The 17,798-nt window shown below is 38.9% G+C and carries 23 protein-coding genes and 1 CRISPR repeat array; of the genes, 4 read left to right on the top strand and 19 right to left on the bottom strand.

Annotation, left to right across the window (positions count from 1 at the left end; all coding sequences use genetic code 11):
* Position 1: 1 nt before the first annotated feature.
* Positions 2-431: a CRISPR direct-repeat array (repeat unit 34 nt; unit sequence TTTAGAGCTATGTTGTTTTGAATGCTTCCAAAAC).
* 90 nt (positions 432-521) lie between these two features.
* From rplS to rpsP, 6 genes are all read right to left on the bottom strand, one after another.
* Positions 522-869: a 50S ribosomal protein L19 gene (rplS, locus tag QZ413_RS02840; RefSeq protein ID WP_016184536.1), complete on the bottom strand. Its 348-nt coding sequence runs from the start codon at positions 867-869 to the stop codon at positions 522-524.
* A 135-nt stretch (positions 870-1,004) separates the two neighbouring features.
* Positions 1,005-1,745: a tRNA (guanosine(37)-N1)-methyltransferase TrmD gene (gene trmD, locus QZ413_RS02835; RefSeq protein ID WP_297076119.1), complete on the bottom strand. Its 741-nt coding sequence runs from the start codon at positions 1,743-1,745 to the stop codon at positions 1,005-1,007.
* Positions 1,735-2,256 carry a ribosome maturation factor RimM gene (gene rimM / locus QZ413_RS02830; RefSeq protein WP_297076116.1) on the bottom strand — a complete coding sequence of 174 codons (522 nt, stop codon included), beginning with the start codon at positions 2,254-2,256 and terminating at the stop codon, positions 1,735-1,737. Before rimM ends, trmD begins: the two co-directional genes overlap by 11 nt.
* Before the next feature lie 76 nt (positions 2,257-2,332).
* Positions 2,333-2,599: a hypothetical protein gene (locus tag QZ413_RS02825; RefSeq protein ID WP_297076113.1), complete on the bottom strand. Its 267-nt coding sequence runs from the start codon at positions 2,597-2,599 to the stop codon at positions 2,333-2,335.
* 93 nt (positions 2,600-2,692) lie between these two features.
* Complete coding sequence (locus tag QZ413_RS02820; RefSeq protein ID WP_297076111.1) at positions 2,693-2,953, bottom strand: KH domain-containing protein; 261 nt, start codon at positions 2,951-2,953, stop codon at positions 2,693-2,695.
* Positions 2,954-2,964: 11 nt separating this feature from the next.
* Complete coding sequence (gene rpsP, locus QZ413_RS02815) at positions 2,965-3,240, bottom strand: 30S ribosomal protein S16 (protein ID WP_297076109.1); 276 nt, start codon at positions 3,238-3,240, stop codon at positions 2,965-2,967.
* A 187-nt stretch (positions 3,241-3,427) separates the two neighbouring features.
* On the opposite strand from rpsP, the gene QZ413_RS02810 reads away from it, so the two are divergent.
* Positions 3,428-3,976 carry an NADPH-dependent FMN reductase gene (locus tag QZ413_RS02810; protein WP_297076107.1) on the top strand — a complete coding sequence of 183 codons (549 nt, stop codon included), beginning with the start codon at positions 3,428-3,430 and terminating at the stop codon, positions 3,974-3,976.
* Between the two features lie 217 nt (positions 3,977-4,193).
* Here QZ413_RS02810 and QZ413_RS02805 read toward each other — a convergent pair whose 3' ends face one another.
* From QZ413_RS02805 to QZ413_RS02795, 3 genes are all read right to left on the bottom strand, one after another.
* A complete protein-coding gene (locus QZ413_RS02805) occupies positions 4,194-4,379 on the bottom strand; it encodes a CsbD family protein (RefSeq protein WP_297076105.1) in 186 nt (61 codons plus the stop codon).
* 107 nt (positions 4,380-4,486) lie between these two features.
* Positions 4,487-5,905 (bottom strand): signal recognition particle protein, encoded by a 1,419-nt coding sequence (ffh, locus tag QZ413_RS02800; RefSeq protein WP_297076103.1) that lies wholly within the window; start codon positions 5,903-5,905, stop codon positions 4,487-4,489.
* A gap of 14 nt (positions 5,906-5,919) precedes the next feature.
* Complete coding sequence (locus QZ413_RS02795) at positions 5,920-6,258, bottom strand: putative DNA-binding protein (protein WP_297076101.1); 339 nt, start codon at positions 6,256-6,258, stop codon at positions 5,920-5,922.
* Between the two features lie 128 nt (positions 6,259-6,386).
* Here QZ413_RS02795 and QZ413_RS02790 point away from each other — a divergent pair, with 128 nt between their 5' ends.
* Together QZ413_RS02790 and QZ413_RS02785 are read left to right on the top strand one after the other, a co-directional pair.
* Positions 6,387-7,094: a response regulator transcription factor gene (locus QZ413_RS02790; protein WP_297076099.1), complete on the top strand. Its 708-nt coding sequence runs from the start codon at positions 6,387-6,389 to the stop codon at positions 7,092-7,094.
* Positions 7,091-8,830: an ATP-binding protein gene (locus QZ413_RS02785; RefSeq protein ID WP_297076097.1), complete on the top strand. Its 1,740-nt coding sequence runs from the start codon at positions 7,091-7,093 to the stop codon at positions 8,828-8,830. The genes QZ413_RS02790 and QZ413_RS02785 overlap by 4 nt, the downstream gene beginning before the upstream one ends.
* A 44-nt stretch (positions 8,831-8,874) precedes the next feature.
* On the opposite strand, the gene QZ413_RS02780 is transcribed toward QZ413_RS02785, so the two are convergent.
* The 9 genes from QZ413_RS02780 to map form a co-directional block, all read right to left on the bottom strand.
* Positions 8,875-9,759 (bottom strand): phosphate ABC transporter substrate-binding protein PstS family protein, encoded by an 885-nt coding sequence (locus QZ413_RS02780; RefSeq protein ID WP_297076094.1) that lies wholly within the window; start codon positions 9,757-9,759, stop codon positions 8,875-8,877.
* A gap of 247 nt (positions 9,760-10,006) precedes the next feature.
* Positions 10,007-11,185, bottom strand: coding sequence for a pyridoxal phosphate-dependent aminotransferase (locus QZ413_RS02775; RefSeq protein ID WP_297076091.1), 1,179 nt, complete (start codon positions 11,183-11,185; stop codon positions 10,007-10,009).
* Between the two features lie 57 nt (positions 11,186-11,242).
* Positions 11,243-11,776 (bottom strand): hypothetical protein, encoded by a 534-nt coding sequence (locus QZ413_RS02770; protein WP_297076089.1) that lies wholly within the window; start codon positions 11,774-11,776, stop codon positions 11,243-11,245.
* 68 nt (positions 11,777-11,844) lie between these two features.
* A complete protein-coding gene (locus QZ413_RS02765) occupies positions 11,845-12,081 on the bottom strand; it encodes a heavy-metal-associated domain-containing protein (protein ID WP_297076086.1) in 237 nt (78 codons plus the stop codon).
* 14 nt (positions 12,082-12,095) lie between these two features.
* Positions 12,096-12,527 carry a CopY/TcrY family copper transport repressor gene (locus QZ413_RS02760; protein ID WP_297076085.1) on the bottom strand — a complete coding sequence of 144 codons (432 nt, stop codon included), beginning with the start codon at positions 12,525-12,527 and terminating at the stop codon, positions 12,096-12,098.
* A 95-nt stretch (positions 12,528-12,622) separates the two neighbouring features.
* Complete coding sequence (locus tag QZ413_RS02755) at positions 12,623-13,618, bottom strand: aldose epimerase family protein (protein WP_297076083.1); 996 nt, start codon at positions 13,616-13,618, stop codon at positions 12,623-12,625.
* Positions 13,619-13,731: 113 nt separating this feature from the next.
* Entirely contained in the window at positions 13,732-14,868 is a 1,137-nt protein-coding gene (locus tag QZ413_RS02750; protein WP_297076080.1) for a glycosyltransferase family 4 protein, read from the bottom strand.
* Positions 14,868-15,797: a YihY/virulence factor BrkB family protein gene (locus tag QZ413_RS02745; RefSeq protein WP_297076078.1), complete on the bottom strand. Its 930-nt coding sequence runs from the start codon at positions 15,795-15,797 to the stop codon at positions 14,868-14,870. Before QZ413_RS02745 ends, QZ413_RS02750 begins: the two co-directional genes overlap by 1 nt.
* Positions 15,798-15,816: 19 nt before the next feature.
* Positions 15,817-16,581 (bottom strand): type I methionyl aminopeptidase, encoded by a 765-nt coding sequence (gene map / locus QZ413_RS02740; RefSeq protein WP_297076075.1) that lies wholly within the window; start codon positions 16,579-16,581, stop codon positions 15,817-15,819.
* 156 nt (positions 16,582-16,737) lie between these two features.
* On the opposite strand from map, the gene QZ413_RS02735 reads away from it, so the two are divergent.
* A complete protein-coding gene (locus QZ413_RS02735) occupies positions 16,738-17,184 on the top strand; it encodes a flavodoxin (protein WP_297076073.1) in 447 nt (148 codons plus the stop codon).
* Between the two features lie 108 nt (positions 17,185-17,292).
* On the opposite strand, the gene QZ413_RS02730 is transcribed toward QZ413_RS02735, so the two are convergent.
* Positions 17,293-17,736, bottom strand: a complete 444-nt coding sequence (locus QZ413_RS02730) for a TetR/AcrR family transcriptional regulator (protein ID WP_297076071.1) — start codon at positions 17,734-17,736, stop codon at positions 17,293-17,295.
* Between the last annotated feature and the right edge of the window lie 62 nt (positions 17,737-17,798).

Here is a 17,798-nt window from a genome sequence, read left to right as displayed (position 1 = left end):
TTTTAGAGCTATGTTGTTTTGAATGCTTCCAAAACAATGAACATTACTATGTGTGTCGTAGGTGTGTTTTAGAGCTATGTTGTTTTGAATGCTTCCAAAACACCAAAATCAGTCGCAATTCTTCTATGATTGTTTTAGAGCTATGTTGTTTTGAATGCTTCCAAAACAGTCATCGTTACAATAGTTACCAAAAAACTGTTTTAGAGCTATGTTGTTTTGAATGCTTCCAAAACCAATAAATTCTGGATAAGATAATGGACTAAGTTTTAGAGCTATGTTGTTTTGAATGCTTCCAAAACAAAGTCAATGTTTTAGCGTAAATGAGATAGGTTTTAGAGCTATGTTGTTTTGAATGCTTCCAAAACGCTTGTAAAAAAGAGCGATTCATACTATAAGTTTTAGAGCTATGTTGTTTTAGCTAAACTCAAAAAGACTTGAACTGAATTTAACAGTTCAAGTCTTTTTTTACATACAAAAAAAGCCCTTGTTTCCAAGGACTTTCGTTTCGATCGATAATAAGATTAACGACGGATTTCTTTGATACGAGCTGCTTTTCCGTGTAATGCACGTAGGTAGTACAATTTCGCACGACGTACTTTACCAAAGCGAACTACTTCTAATTTTGCAACACGTGGTGTATGTAGTGGGAATGTACGTTCCACACCGATACCGTTTGATACTTTACGTACTGTGTAAGTTTCGCTGATTCCAGCTCCACGGCGTTTGATTACAACACCTTCGAATAACTGAATACGTTCGCGAGTTCCTTCGACAACTTTTGCATGTACGCGTACTGTATCTCCAGGACGGAATGCAGGAATGTCTGTACGTAATTGTTCTTGAGTTAGTTCTTGAATCAATGGATTCATAATTTATCATTCTCCTTATTTCCAAATATTCTTATAAGTCACACTCACAGCGGAATATTGTAATAGTTGAGCTTTCACTCACTAAAGCATCATAGCATATCTTGATAGTAATTGTAAAGAAAAAATCTTGACGCGCTATTGATTTTCTTCGCGCTTGATTTCCGCTAACCATTTTTCCATCTGCGGCGTTAACTCATAGGCGTTTAGCATATCTGGACGACGTAGATACGTCCGACGCAAGGATTCTTTTGTCTGCCACTCTTCGATCAATTTATGATTGCCATTCGTCAAGACTTCAGGCACTTTCATCCCGCGAAAATCAGCCGGACGTGTGTACTGCGGATGCTCAAGTAGACCTGTTGAATGCGAATCTGTTTGGGCAGAAAGATTATTTCCCAATACTTCTGGCAATAAGCGTACCGTCGCATCGATCATGACCATCGCCCCTAATTCGCCCCCAGTCAAGACATAATCTCCCAATGATACTTCATCGGTAACGAGCGTACGGATCCGTTCATCATATCCTTCATAATGCCCACAAATAAACACGAGTTGTTCTTCTTGTGAGAACTCCTCAGCCATTTTTTGATCGAATTTTTTACCTGCTGGATCGAGTAAAATCACGCGTGGCATCACTTCAGGTCGTTCTTGTTTGATCGCTTCGATATTGTCAAAAATCGGTTGGACTTTTAATAACATCCCTGCACCGCCACCATACGGGTAATCATCGACCGTTTGGTGTTTATTATCTGAGAACTCACGAAAATTCGAAACACGGATATCCAATAATCCTTTATCACGCGCTTTTCCAATAATCGATTCGCCCATCGGACCTTCAAACATGCGTGGAAATAGTGTCAATACATCAATTCTCATCGTCTAGTAACCCCTCTGGAATCTCTACGATCACTTCGCCATTTGCGATATCGACTTTTTTAACAACAGATTCGATATACGGAATCAACGCATCTTTTTTTCCTGGACGTTGGACGACCCAAACATCATTGGCTCCTGGAGATAAGATCTCTTTGATTTTTCCTAATACGCGATCGTCTTCTTTGACTTCTAGACCAATGATTTCATGATAGTAAAATGCGTTTTCTTCTAATTCGACTAGTTCGTCTTTGGATACTTTTAAGATTCCATCACGAAATGGTTCCACATCATTGATAAAGGGATAACCTTCGAATGTCAATAAATCAAAATTTTTATGTTTACGATGTGATTCGATCACAAGTTTTAATGGTTTTTGATGTTCACGAAATAACATCAAGCTATTGCCTGGTTGATAGCGTTCTTCTGGAAAATCCGTTTGCGAAATTACGCGAACTTCACCGCGAATACCGTGTGTGTTGACGATCTTTCCTACATTTAAATACTCTGTCACTTTCTTGTCCTCATTTCTATTAAATTCTGGTTTATTGTATCACGGATACGTAGTCTTTGCATCTACTACCAGAAGCTTAGATCGGTAAGGATTGTTGGATAAATTGAGTAAAACGCTCTACTTGTTGGGCGATAAACGTGATGGCTTGGTTTGTCGTGTCGCGTAACGTTCCTCCTGGTAAAAAGCTTGCTAGTTGATAAAACGCTTGGAAGATCGTGTCACGAAAGTACCAAGCCACAAATAGCACCACAAGAAACCCAAAAATGCGCCAGATCAAACGACTGATTTTAAAGATCAACCAAATCAAGATGATTACGATGACTAAAAATAAGATATTTTCCATAAGTCCCTCCTAAAATACTTAGTATGACAGGTTTTCTTTAAAAAACCTAGCCTTGCGTTCAATTCTTAAAAAAAGCACAAAAAAAGCCCTGAATCATTCAGAGCTTTTTGCATCTTGGTCCAAAATCGTCAAACGAATTTTTTGTTTGGTCTGCGTACGTACACTATAGACGATCGTCCGAATCGCTTTTGCGACCCGTCCTTGCTTTCCAATCACTCGCCCGATATCTTCTGGAGCCACAGCTAATTGATATTCAATGAAATCATCTGATTCAACGACTTTGATCGTCAATTGATCAGGTTCAGTAACTAATGGACCCACGATTGCTAAGATTAACTCTTTCACATCTGCCATAAGTTTCCCTCTTATTTCTTAGTGAATTTAGCTTCGTGATGTTTCTTCATAACGCCTTCTTTAGAAAGTAAGTTACGAACTGTATCAGAAGGTTGCGCACCTTTAGATAACCAATCTAAAACTAAATCTTCTTTAAGAGTTACTTCAGCTGGATCTTTTAAAGGGTTGTAAGTACCTACTGTTTCGATGAAGCGTCCGTCACGTGGAGAACGTGAATCAGCAACTACGATACGGTAAAAAGGACTTTTCTTAGAACCCATACGTTTTAAACGAATTTTTACTGCCATTACGATATACACCTCCGTTGGTTTTAATCACAAGATGTATTCTATCAGTTTTTTACGTAGGTGTAAAGAGTTTTTTCTTTACAGTTGATAAAAAAATTGCTTACTTTTTAAAAGGGATATCTTTTGCAAAATTTTTAGATTTTTCTTACAATAATCTTGTAATTGAATTTAAGGAGGATGTTCGCATATGACAAAAACAATCGGTGTCTTAGTTGGGAGTTTACGTGAAGGTTCATATAACAAGTTAGCTGCAGAAACATTTATTTCATTATTACCTGAAGGATTTGAAGGAAAAATCATCGAAATCGGCGATCTACCTTTATATAATGAAGATTTAGATGTTGAAGGAAAGGTTCCTGAAGCTTGGACTCGTTTTAGAAATGAATTAAATGCAGTCGACGGTGTCTATTTCTTCACTCCAGAATACAATCGCTCAATGCCAGCTACAATCAAAAATGCATTAGACGTAGGTTCACGTCCTTATGGCCAAAGTGCTTGGGATAATAAACCAGCTTTAGTCGTTTCTGTTTCAGTTGGAGCTGTTAGTGGATTTGGTGCGAACCATCACTTACGTCAATCATTAGTCTTCTTAAACGTTCCAACCTTACAACAACCAGAAGCCTATATCGGCAATGTTACAAATCTTTTAGAAGATGGTGCATTCAAACAAGATACAAAAGACTTCTTCCAAATGATTACAGATAAATATATCGAATTTTTCAATCGTTTCGCCTAAACATGCAATAATAGGCTGTAACAGAAGTGAGCAGCTCCAAGAAATAAGCCGAAGCATTCCGATAATAGGTTCACCTATTTTGGCAATGGTTCGGCTTATTTTCGCAAGAGTTACTTCTGGAACACCGTTTACTTTATTTTGAAGAGGTTATGACAAATGCCTGTCACAACCTTTTTCATTATAAAAAGCGTTCGTCTAAAGACGAACGCTTTGGTGATTACTCTTTATCTTTTTTATCTTTATGATTGAATTTTTCAGCTACGTCATCTGCAAATTCTTCAACTTTTTCTTTTACATCGCCGAAGCCTTTTTTGATTTTACCTTTTAGTTCTTCGGAGTCATCACCAGTTACTTTACCTTTAGTTTCTGTTACTTTACCTTCAACTTGTTCTTTGTTCACCATTGTGCATTCCCCTTTCTGTTATATAATAATAGTACCATGAGTCGCTTTTTCCGACAAATAATAAGCTATCAAAAAAAGTGTGACAGAAGTCTGTCACACTTTTTTGACTATTTTTTCTTTTTCTTTTTCTTCTTGTTTTTCTTGACCATACGGTTCATAGCCATTTTTCCTAATTTTCCTTTGATTCCTGAGCCAAACATTTGATCCATTCCTGGCATATCAAAATTTCCATTCGACATTTTTTTCATCATCGTACGTGCTTCTTTGAATTGTTTGATCATCCGATTCACTTCAACGACGCTATTGCCAGAACCTGCGGCGATTCGACGACGGCGACTTGGATTTAATAGATCGGGATTTTCACGTTCAGCTGGTGTCATAGAGAACACGATCGCTTTTTTACGTGCGATATCTTTAGGATCGACTTTGAAATTATCCATTCCTGGCATTTGATTCATTCCCGGGATCATTTTCATCAAATCTTCTAATGGTCCCATACTCATGACTTGGTCGAGTTGTTCGATGAAATCATTGAAGTCAAAGCTGTTTTCTTTCATTTTCTTCGCTAATTCTTCAGCTTTTTTCTCATCGTAATCTTGTTGCGCACGTTCGATCAGCGTCAACATATCCCCCATACCTAAGATACGGCTCGCCATGCGATCTGGATGGAAGACTTCTAGATCTGTTAATTTTTCACCCGTCCCGGTAAATTTGATTGGCGCTCCTGTAATCGAACGAATCGATAATGCCGCTCCCCCACGAGTATCCCCATCTAGTTTCGTGATAATAACTCCGGTGATCCCAAGCTGTTGGTTAAAACTATCCGCAACGTTTACTGCATCTTGTCCTGTCATGGCATCAACGACTAATAAGATCTCATTTGGTTGGGCAAGTGCTTTGATGTCTTGTAACTCTGTCATCAAGGCTTCATCGACATGCAGACGTCCTGCCGTATCGATCAAGACATAATCGTTTTTCTTTTCTTTCGCTTGTTCGAGTCCTTGACGAACGATTTCCACTGGACTAACTTCTGTTCCCATTTCAAAAACAGGAACATCTAACTGTTGACCCAATACTTTTAATTGATCGATCGCTGCTGGACGATAGACGTCTCCTGCAATCAATAACGGACGTGCATTTTCTGTTTTCTTTAAATGATTTGCTAGTTTCCCGGTAAAGGTCGTTTTTCCGGCCCCTTGTAATCCGACCATCATGATCACAGTTGGGATCTTAGGATTTTTCTCTAACTCAACCGTTTCTGAACCTAACGTTTTTGTCAATTCTTCATTTACGATTTTTACGATTTGTTGTGCAGGGGATAAGCTATCTAAAACTTCCACACCAACCGCACGTTCACGAACGCTTTTCGTAAATTCTTTGACTACTTTTAAGTTGACATCGGCCTCTAAAAGCGCAAGACGGATCTCGCGCATCATTTCTTTAACGTCAGCTTCCGTTACTTTTCCTTTTTTACGTAATTTTCCCATCGCTTGTTGCAAGCGTTCTGTTAAACTCTCAAATGCCATAATAATTCCTTCCTTTATTCATCGATTTCTTGTAGTTGCGCAAGTAGCGGCGCAATGATTTGATCTTGTGGATATTCTTTGGTGACATGTCGTTCTAGTCGATCGAGTAATTGTGCACGGACGATATAGTTTGAGTACATGTGTAATTTACGTTCATAATCTTCTAAGATTTTCTCGGTTCGTTTGATATTGTCGTAAACTGCTTGACGGCTCACACCATATTCTTCAGCAATTTCACCTAGCGAAAAATCATCCGCATAATACAGCTCCATATAGTTCATTTGCTTTTGTGTTAAAAGAGTAGAATAGAATTCAAATAACGCATTCATACGATTCGTTTTTTCAAGCTCCATATATTCCCCTCCTTTATTGACCTCTTTGTCTTAGTCAAAGTCGAGTCTTATTATACCATAGTCCCACTTAGATTTTCATGATAAAATAGAGAAAGCAATCTACTTATCCTAAAGGAGCCACACATACGATGAAAAAAATACTTGTGGTCGATGATGAACCTTCGATCGTAACTTTACTGACATTTAATTTAGAAAAAGAAGGCTATCAAGTAACTACTGCTCAAGATGGTTTAGAAGCATTTCAAATCGCTTTAAGCGAACAATTTGATTTTTTGCTCGTTGACGTGATGCTTCCAGGTCTAGACGGGATCGAATTGACTCGAAAATTGCGTCAAGAAAAAATCGAAACACCGATTTTGATTTTAACGGCTAAAGATGATCCAATCGATCGTATTTTAGGTCTTGAGATCGGTGCTGATGATTACATTAGCAAACCCTTTAGTCCACGAGAAGTGTTGGCGCGAATGAAGGCAATCTCAAGAAGAATGGAACACCGCCCTCACCTTGCTAGTGATGATGTTGTCGAAAAACCTATCCGGATCGGTGAGATCTACGCCGATACAGCCAATTACCAAGTCCGTGTGCGAGATCAGCTGATCGATTTGACGCCTAAAGAATTCGAATTGTTGGTTTATTTTATGAAACGTAAAAATCGCGTGATCGATCGTGACACGCTCTTAGACCGCATTTGGAAATTTGATTTTGATGGCCAAACACGAATCGTCGATGTCCACATCAGTCATTTACGTGAAAAAATCGAACGTGATCCGAAACGGCCGCAATACTTGGTCACGGTACGCGGATTTGGTTACAAATTTCAGGACCCTACCTTATGAGTAGAATCCAAAACTGGCTTAAAAATTACGGCTTGATCACGCTAGCTTTACTGGCTTTCTTTATTATCAGCTGGCAATTTATCGCTCGTTTTTACGACCAACAAGTCACCCAGCAACAAGTGACCTATCTTGAAAAAAAAGGGGATTTTTTACTAGCCGTTAGTCAAGATGATCTGACACAAGTCGAGCGCTTTGCTAAAAAAGATCTAGTACAACAAGGAGAACGGATCACCTTATTAAATCAAGCAGGAATGATCCTTTACGACAGCTACGACGAACATCTCCAAAACGATTCTAGAACGAACCGCCCAGAAATCAAAGCCGTGATGGATGGCAACTCTCTGGGCCAAGCGATTCGTAAAAGTAATACCTTGAATGAAACACTGCTATACGTTGCCTTACCCATCAAAAAAGATGGTAATTTAGTAGGCTATTTGCGCTTGTCTGAACCGGTGACAGAATTCGTTGCCCAAGCCGCAGGTATCAAACGTTCGATCTTTATTTATTATTTATTGTTTTATCTAATGGGCTATCTACTTGTCTTCCGCTTGATCAGAAAACGCAACCGACCGGTGGAGACCGTATTGCCTGTCTTACAGCGGATGTTGGATGATCCTAAGACCAAAAAAACATTGATCTATGAGTCCGATTCACCTGATATGCAAGAACTTTATCAGGTAATCACCCAATTAAATGAACAGATGCAAAAAACGTATACAGCTTATGAAACGAGTGAAAAACGCTTATCGACGCTTCTTAATGAATTGATGATCGGTGTTTTCTTATTGGATGATCAGCAAGTCTTGACGATGAATGTCGTCATGCAAAAAATGCTTGGGCTTCAAACAGCTCCTAAAGAAAACCAACCCTTCACACACGTATTGACCGATACACAACTGATCCAACTGATCTATCATGTTAGTGAAGATTGTCCATTCGTTCAACAAGAACTCACACTTAGTCAAACCAATATGGTTGTCGATGTGACCTTGCGCTATTTTAAAGAAGATCATCAAATTTTAGCTACTGCATACGATTTAACAAAAATTCGCCAGCTAGAAAAAATGCAACGTGATTTTGTAGGAAATGTGACGCACGAATTAAAGACACCGGTCACTTCTTTGATTGGATTTACAGAAACGTTACTTGACGGAGCAAAAGAAGATCCCGAAACTTTAGAAAAATTTTTATTGATTATGCAAACTGATGCTAAACGTCTGGAAGCTTTGATCCAACAAGTGATCCAACTATCTAAAATGTCGACACGCTATGACTATGAATGGAAAACGATCCCGATCCATGCATTTATCAAACAAATCATTGAACGCTATCAAGCTTTGAGCCATGAAAAGCACGTACAGTTCGTTTTAGATGGTTCTGAACAACTTCTTTTTTTGACTAAACTTGAATTATTCGATGGCATTTTAAAAAACTTGATTGAAAATGCTTTATTCTATTCGCCAACCGACACTACTGTTCATATCCATTTTGCTACCGAGCAAGATCATTTGATTTTAACGATTGCAGATCAAGGAATCGGGATCGCAAAAGAAGATCAAGAACGGATCTTTGAACGCTTCTATCGAATCGACAAAGCCCGTACAAGGCATTCCGGAGGCTCTGGATTAGGTCTAGCAATCGTAAAAGAATATGTTGATGCACTAGATGGAACGATCGAAGTCAAAAGTGCACTCCAACAAGGATCGACTTTTAAATTGACGTTCCCTTTATACTAAAAAAACCTCTCAGCCGATATTTCAGGCTAAGAGGTTTTTTGTATTTATTTTGTTGTAATTTCTCCATCAACTGAACGTTCGACTTTCATCGCTGTGATCGGTAAGTAACCCAATTCTTTGACCACACCTTCTTGTACATCTGTGCTAACCATGTAATCTAAGAATGCTTTAACGTCTTGATCTGGTTCACCTTTTGTATACATATGCTCATAAGACCAAATTTTCCAGTCATTTGTTTCAATCGCTTCGGCACTTGGTTTGACACCGTCTAAAGCAAGTGTTTGAAGTGAATCATCTAAATAAGAAAGCGCTAGGTAACTGATTGCACCTGGTGTTTGCGCAACGATTTTCTTCACTGCTCCTGATGAATCTTGCTCTTGGCTTTGCATCGCTTCGGCACCATCTAAGCCCCATTTTTCAAATGTTGCACGTGTACCACTACCCGATGCACGGTTGACTACCGTTACCGCGACATCTTTTCCACCAACTTCTTTCCAGTTTTTGATTTTACCTGTAAAGATATCGATCAATTGTTTTTGGGAAATATTGTCAACACCGACTTCTTTATTGGCTACTGGTGCCATACCGACTACAGCAACTTTATGATCGACTAATTCATCAGCCTTTACGCCTTCTTTTTCTTCAGCAAATACATCAGAATTTCCGATCGTCACAGAACCACTGGCAACTTGACTCAGCCCTGTACCTGAACCGCCACCTTGAACTGTAATCGTGTAATTTGGATGTTCAGTTTGAAAATTTTCTTGTGCTGCTTCTACTAATGGTTGGAGCGCTGTAGACCCTACTGCCACGATTTCAACCGGTTTGTCAGAAGAAGATTTTGAATCATTTGTTGCTGAACTTGCATTGTTCCCACATCCTGCAAGTAATACTCCAGTTAAGACTAAAATGGCACCTAATTTTTTCATGTTGTATCTCCTCTCTTTATTACAAACATAGTGTAACAAGTGTGTGTAAAGAGAAAATGGACTTTATGTAAACATTACTGCTCTCTTTGTCAAATTTATGTAAATAAAAAAAGCTGTGACGAAAGTGGATAACTCAAAAAAATAAGCCGAATCATTCCGATAATAGGTTCAGCTATTCCGGTAATAATCCAACTTATTTAATCGAGAAGATCGGTTATTCAAGTTTTGACACTATAATCAACCTATGTTACAGCTTTTTTTCGTTTTCCATATAAGCGCGTAAACGAGCCATCGCTTCCGTTAAGTTTTCCATACTTGCTGCATAACTGATCCGCACATATCCTTCTGCCTCTGGACCAAATGCGATACCTGGAATGATCGCTAATTGATTTTTTTCAGCTAGGTCTACACAAAATTCCATCGAATCGTTGAGATACCCGGTTGGAATTTTCGCAAAAATGTAAAACGCTCCTGAGGGTTTCGCGATCTCAAATCCCATTTTCGTCATTTCCTCATAGACCATATTGCGACGTTTACGGTATTCTTCTTTCATGACCTCGGCATCTTTGATTCCTTCTACTAATGCCCGAACGGCAGCTTTTTGCGAAATCGTTGAAGCCGCAGTGACCAAGTATTGATGTACTTTGATAATTTGTTGTGCTAAAACTTGTGGGGCAAAAATAAATCCGATACGCCATCCTGTCATTGCATGCGATTTTGATAATCCATTGATCACGATTGTTTGATCATATAAAAATGTTGCAATGCTCTCATGCGGCGCATCATAAGATAATTCACTATAGATCTCATCACTGATCACAAAAACATCATATTTTTTCAACACTTCAGCTAAAGCGGATAGTTCGTCAGCAGTGTACGTTACACCTGTTGGATTGCTTGGAAAGTTTAAGATTACCGCTTTGACTTTATCACCGCGTTTGATCAACTCTACTTCCAATGCTTCAGGAGATAGAATAAAGCCATTATCTGTCGTATCGATATACACAGGAGTCGCACCTGCTAAATGGATGATCGGTTCATAACCAGGATAGATCGGTGCAGGTAAGATTACTTCATCTCCAGGGACCAACATACTCAAAAGAGTCGCAGAGATGGCTTCTGTCGCGCCAACCGTAACCATTACTTCTGATTGCCAGTCGTAGGCTACATGATATTTTTCTTTGAAAAAAGCAGATGCCGCTTGACGAACATCATTTAATCCAGCCATTCCAGAATAATGACTAAAATTATCTTCGATCGCTTTGATACCAGCTTGTTTGACATGCTCTGGTGTATCAAAGTCTGGCTCTCCTAAAGTTAATTTGAGCATATTGGGAATGTTGGATACACGCTCATCGAACTGGCGGATCAAGGAAACTGTAATTTTTTCTAACTCGGGGTTAAAACGTTGACTTAAATTTGACACAAACTTCACTCCTTTTTTCATATAGTAGCAGATTTTTGCGACAGAAACAGCCGAAAATCATTCTTTTATTAAAATTTTTCTAATGATTATCTTTTTCACGAACGCAGATTGGTAATCTTCTTCTCCGATCAGCTCAATCGCAAATGGCGTTGCATGGGCTTGTGAAAGTACATAGGTCAATTTTCCTGTTGTTTGTAACTCTTCTAACAACTCATTGATTCCTTGGAAGGCATCTCGTTTTGAGATAAACCCAAAATCTGTCAATTGTTCATCCAATTTTTTAACGGCAATCGTCGTATTCGGTACGATCTTTGTTTTAACTAAATCCAGTAATTCATTTGCACGAATGTGACTTGAAACTTCCGGATCAGGTTTTTTTGTCTCTACTTGAACCTTATTTGCACGTAACTCATCTAGTTCTTTGACTAAAGATTCATAGAGTTCTTGTGTTAGCATAACTCCAGCAATCTTTTCACGATTAAAAATATAGACACCCGTTTTTTCTTTACGTGCTTGTTGGAAGACATCCATCGGTGATTTTTTTACTTCAGTAATGGAAGAAGTAGGAACTTCTAATTTTTTAAACGTCATATTTATGGACTCCTTTTTCACCTATTTTGCTTATTATAGCATAGCTTGAAAACACAAAAAAAGCCCTCTCAAAAAAGAGAACGCTTTGTTTTGAGAATCGTGGCATGATAATGTGTCTGCTCATTGATTTGATCTTTGATCGCCTCATTTGATAGCTGTGTGTCATCATACGTCACACGTGCTTGCTCTTTTTTCAAATCGACTGTCGCTTTCTTGATTCCAGGTAGAGACTGGATCGCTTGTTCAACATGTTTGACACAATTTTGACAACTCATTCCCGTAACGTGTAGTTCTTGTTTCATCATATTCCTCACCCTTTCTAATGATGACAATTGCATTGACCAGGTAAACAACTACAAGTAATCTCAGTTGCTTGTTTATTTGCTAATACTGTTTTTAATAATGCTAGATCGGTCTGACTTAGTGGTGTATTTTGGATCATATTGGCTAAGGTCTGACCCACATTTTTTGCACATATCCGTGCTAAAAAGTCCTCAGTCAAGCGTTCCATCGCACTTTCTTGGGAAATCAAAGGACTGTAAATGAACCGTTTGCCTTCTTTTGTCGTCTCGATCCATTCTTTTGTCACCAGTCGCCCTAAAAGGGTTTTAACAGTAGCCAATTTCCAATCTAATGGTTCATGGATAGCTTCATAGATTTCTTTAGCGGTTGTCTCACGTTTTGTCCAGATTACGCGCATGACTTGCCATTCTGATTCACTGATTACTTGGTTTTCTTTTTGTGTTGCCATCGTTTCACTTCTTTCGTTTACAAAAGTAATCTTTATGTATCCTAGCTTACTCGCTTTTTATTTTTTTGTCAAAAAAAGTAGCTGTCAAAAGACAACTACTCCTTTCCAATCAATTCGTAAGTGGTTTGAGAATGAAATGGTGTTTCGGGAGTTAAAACAATCGATGGAAACTGTTCATAACGTTCACTTCCCGGGATCCCTTGTGTTTCGATGGCAATCGAACCACGATTGGCCATTGTTTGATTTTGCTTCATCATCTGACCTTCTTCATGACTACCAGTAGTGTATAAAATCACAGCTGGTGCATCAGTATTTACAGTCAAGACGACTTGTTCATCTGGGCTAGTCAACACCAAATCGACTGCTTCTTCATGATCTAAAATAAATGGATCATCTAAAGCCACTTCACCGATCCGCTTCGTCTGTTCAAAATCATAAGGCGTGTCGGTGACTACTAATCGTTCACCCGTTGTTGTTACATCGGCTTTTTTAGCTGCAACATGATGTGCGTTTATCTGCAAATGATGCGCATTGATCGCCTGACCAGCATCTCCTGTTAAGTTAAAGTACCCATGATTGGTTGGGTTAAATAAAGTCGGTGTATCTGTTGTCGCATCATATGTGATCGTAAGTTGATTGGCTTTCGTTAACGTATAGGTCACTTTTACCAAAATCTTTCCTGGGAATCGGTTATCAGGATCTTCAAATGTAGTCACAAAGCACACACTAGCTTCTCCTTGCGTTTCATTTGTACTTGCTTCAAACATCACTTGATCAAGTCCTAAAGCCCCACTGTGCAAGGTATGCCCATTTTCCGTTGTTTCTAATTGATAGACACGATCTTCTAGTGTAAAATTCCCATCGATGATCCGCCCTGCCACAGGTCCGATCGTTGCCCCAAAGTAACGATGTTCTTTATGCTGTGAAAGTGAATCAAAGCCGACCACGATATCTCTTTTTGTATCTGCTATGTTGATTTCCCATCCAAGTAAACGCGCTCCGAAGGGACTTAAACTTACTGCTTGCGTTTCGTTTTGCAATACATAAACCGTACCTAATGTTTCTGTCTGACGAATCTCTACTTGAACCATCGTGCTTCCTCCTAAATGTAAAGCCTTTCATTACTCTTTTGAGTATAGTGAAGTTTGAAATTGAAGTCAAGAAGACAAAAAAATAAGCGGCTTGGCATGGCTACCAAACCAACTTATTTTTGATTCTTTTTAAATCGTTTTGACCACTTCGCCAAACGTTCATGGCGAAATTGTTGATTTCCAAAAAATTGGAAGAAATGCATCAATGGTTGACGATTTTCACCAACTAATCCAATCAGTTCAATAAATAACTCTAATCCTAACGTGGTCATGATCACCAGTAAAATGATCGCCATCGTGCTGGCATAATTCATTAACAACGCAATAAATGAAAAAATCATCGCTAATGCATAAATCGTCATCACCGCTCCACGATGACTAAATCCTAGTGAGATCAAACGATGATGCAGATGCATACGATCAGGTGAAGAGATCTTTTGTTTATTAAACAAACGGCGAATAATCGCATAGATCGTATCGGTAATCGGGACTCCCAAAATAAACATCGGCGTCAATACAGAGATAAACGTGACGTTTTTTAGCCCTTGTAGCGAAAATACAGCGATAAAAAAGCCCAACATCAATGCTCCCGTATCTCCTAGATAAATGGAAGCCGGATTGAAATTGTATGGGAAAAATCCCATCATCGATGCCACAAGCGTGAAAATCATAATCGAAATAAAGACACCATTATCTGGTAAATAAAAATAACTCACTAGTCCGATCGTAATCAATGCGATCATCGAAACCCCTGTTGCTAAGCCATCTAATCCATCGATCAAGTTGACCGCATTGGTGATCGCTAATATCCATAGCAGCGTTACAGGTAAGCTTAGCCAATGCAGATCAAACATGCCAATAAATGGAATCGAGATCGTATTGATGCGAATACCTGCTACGTAGTAGATTTCAAGTCCTGCTAGAATCAATCCGATCAATTTAGGGAGCGGCTTCAACTCACGGATATCATCAATCAAACCGGTAATGACGACGATCAAAGCTCCCAGTAAGATCGGAACGACACTAGTGTCCAACAGATTGGAACGAAATTCCCAGATCGTAGATAGTGTAAATGTAATAAAAATCGCCAATCCGCCTGCAGTAGGCATCGGTTTGGTATTGATCCGTCTGGCATTTGGCATATCGACAGCCCCGATTTGAAAAGCTAATAACTTAACGATCGGCGTGATGACTGCCGCACACATCATGGTCAAAAACAATTGGGTGATCAATTTAAATGTAAATTCCATCAGTCAGACCCACTTTCTTTTTTGACTTTACGCTTGATCTTACGCGACAAGCGATTGATGCGGTCTTTTCCTTGTTGCACTTCGCGCCCACTGACCATTTCTTCGATCACTGCGTTTAAAATCCCACCTAAAATGATAATCATTGAAATAAAATTCAACCAGATCATCAATACGATAAAACTTCCAATGATTTGGTACCCACTCACGCGTCGCGCAAAATAGGTCGCATAGATTCCAAACACTTGAGATAATACGATCCAACCGATCGATGTCAAAACAGCTCCAGGTAAAGCTGAGCGTAATTTGACACGTCCGTTTGGCACTAACCAATAAATCATCGTCATCATTGCGATCAATACGATCATCGTCAATGGCCAACGAATCGTCTGGAAGATACTGACCCATTCATTTGGAAATTGCAGTATCGGCTGTAAAACGTCTAAAATCAGTTTTCCAACTCCAAATACGATAAAGACGCCGACGATCGAAATCATAAAAAAGATAATAACGACTAACGATACAGCACGCACCACAAAAAAATTCGCGCGCTCTTCAACACCATAAGCTTTATTCATCGCGGTCTGTAAGGCATTGATACTTTTACTAGCCGACCACAATGCTCCTAAAGCAGAAATGGAAAGTAATTTTCCAGATCCTTGAGTCAGCAATTCTTTGATCACTGGCCCTAAAAACTGATAAATCTGTTCTGGAATCAACTCTTGCATATACGGTAAAATTTTATTTGGATCGATTTGCAATAAGGGCAACACGTTACCGATCGCAATCAATAAAGGAAAAATCGAAAGTAGCAAATAATACGTGACGACTACTGCACTATTTCCGATTTCTGCATCCGTTAAGCGTGTTTTTAAAATATCTAGAAAATGGGTCAACTTCTCATTTTGGAGAATCTTTTTTACACGTGTCATTTCAGCTACCTCTTAGGCATTAATATGTGCCTTCTTCTCCTTGTGAAGTCAGTAGACGTGGACCTTCCTTGGTAATGGCTAAGCTATGTTCATACTGACAGCTTAGTGAATTATCTTTACTATAAGCCGTCCAACCATTAGGATCCATTTTCATGCGCCAATCGCCAATATTGACCATTGGTTCGATTGTAATGACCATACCTTCTCTTAAGCGTAGGCCCTTACCGGCTTGTCCATAATGTGGCACCATGGGTTCTTCATGAATCGTAGGACCGATACCATGACCGATAAAATCGCGAACTAAGCCATAGCCTTCTCCTTCAACATACGTTTGGATCGCATGACCGATATCTCCAATGCGATTGCCGACCACAGCTTGTTCGATCCCTAGATAAAGTGCTTTTTTCGTCACTTCCATCAATTTTTCAACTTCAGGTGAAGGTGTGCCCACTGCATATGCCCAGCAAGAATCTGAGATTGCGCCTTTATAATCGACACACATATCGACTTTGATCAAATCGCCGTCTTTTAGGACTTTTTTACGTGGAAAACCATGACAGATCTCGTCATTGATACTACAGCAAGTTGCAAATTCATATCCTTCATAACCGATCTGTGCTGCGATCGCACCGCGGCTTTCAATATACTCTTTTACAAATACCTCGATATCCCAGCTTGTGATCCCAGGTTTGATAAATGTGCGTAATTGTTTATGTACATCTGCTAAAATGGCTCCAGATTCGGCCATTTGGTCAATTTCACGTTGTGATTTTAAAGTAATCATAAATTTTTCGTCTCCTTCATTTAAATACTACTCATTTTAACATAGGCGAATTCATTTTTCCAAATTCTCTCATGGTTTTGTTCGCTATTTTCAATCATTCTTTCTTTTGCTATACTAGAAACAGCTACAGAAATAACAAAGATGGTGGGATAAACAATGACTCTAGCAAAAATCGTCTATGCAAGTTTGACTGGAAATACAGAAGAAATCGCAGATATCGTTGCTGAAACGATGGAAGATGCTGGGATTGAAGTTGAAATCAATGAATGTACCCAAGTCGATGCTACTGAATTTAGCGACGCCGATATTTGTATCGTGGCTTCTTATACATATGGTGATGGTGATTTACCAGATGAGATCATGGATTTTTACGATGATCTAGAAGAACTCGATTTAAGTGGGAAAATTTTTGGTGTCTGCGGCTCTGGGGATACATTTTATGATTTCTTTTGTAAAGCTGTTGATGATTTTGAACAAGCCTTTACAAAAATCGGTGCAAAAAAAGGAGCAGACAGTGTCAAAGTCGACCTGGCTGCTGAAGAAGAAGACATTCAAAAATTGGAAGCTTTTGCCAAACAATTGATCAACGCTTCAAATGAATAAGACAAAAAAGGTATTCTAGAGCCCATATGCGCGTGCTAGAATACCTTTTTCTTTGATGTTGTTTTTCTCATTTTAGTCCCTTACACTTCTAAAAACACTGAAACGGTCCTACAAAATCTCTTTGCTATGGTTAACATCAACTACAATCGATACATTATCATGCACGATTGTATTTAGCGTATCTTCCAAAATCTCGATTGTACGGTCGCGAGTTGGGTTGATAATACCTGCTGACATTAAAGAAGCTAAACCTGTCGTCATAATCCAAAATCCCATGTATACCGATTGAAATTGTTCATCCGGTAATGTTGAATACTCTGGATCAGTCGACGAAACTTTTTTAAACCATTCAAAAGAAGTTTCTTGCATTAATTCGCCATTTCCTGAATCTTCTAAATACAATGCTCGATACAAACGCTTCTCTGAGGTTGCAAAGTCGATATAATTTAAACCAAAATCTACTAATTTGTTCCCAGTTACTTCACGAGTAAACACTTCAGTCGATAGATAATCAAAAATATCCTGAATCAATGTTTGCTTCAGATCGTCCATGTTTTTAAACTCCAAATAAATAGGCTGTGTTGAGCATTTCATCTTTGTAGCAATGTTTCTAG

Origin of the sequence: uncultured Enterococcus sp. (assembly GCF_913775425.1) — a bacterium.
Taxonomy (GTDB): Bacteria; Bacillota; Bacilli; order Lactobacillales; family Enterococcaceae; genus Enterococcus_G.
This window is presented reverse-complemented; position numbering and strand designations above follow the sequence as displayed.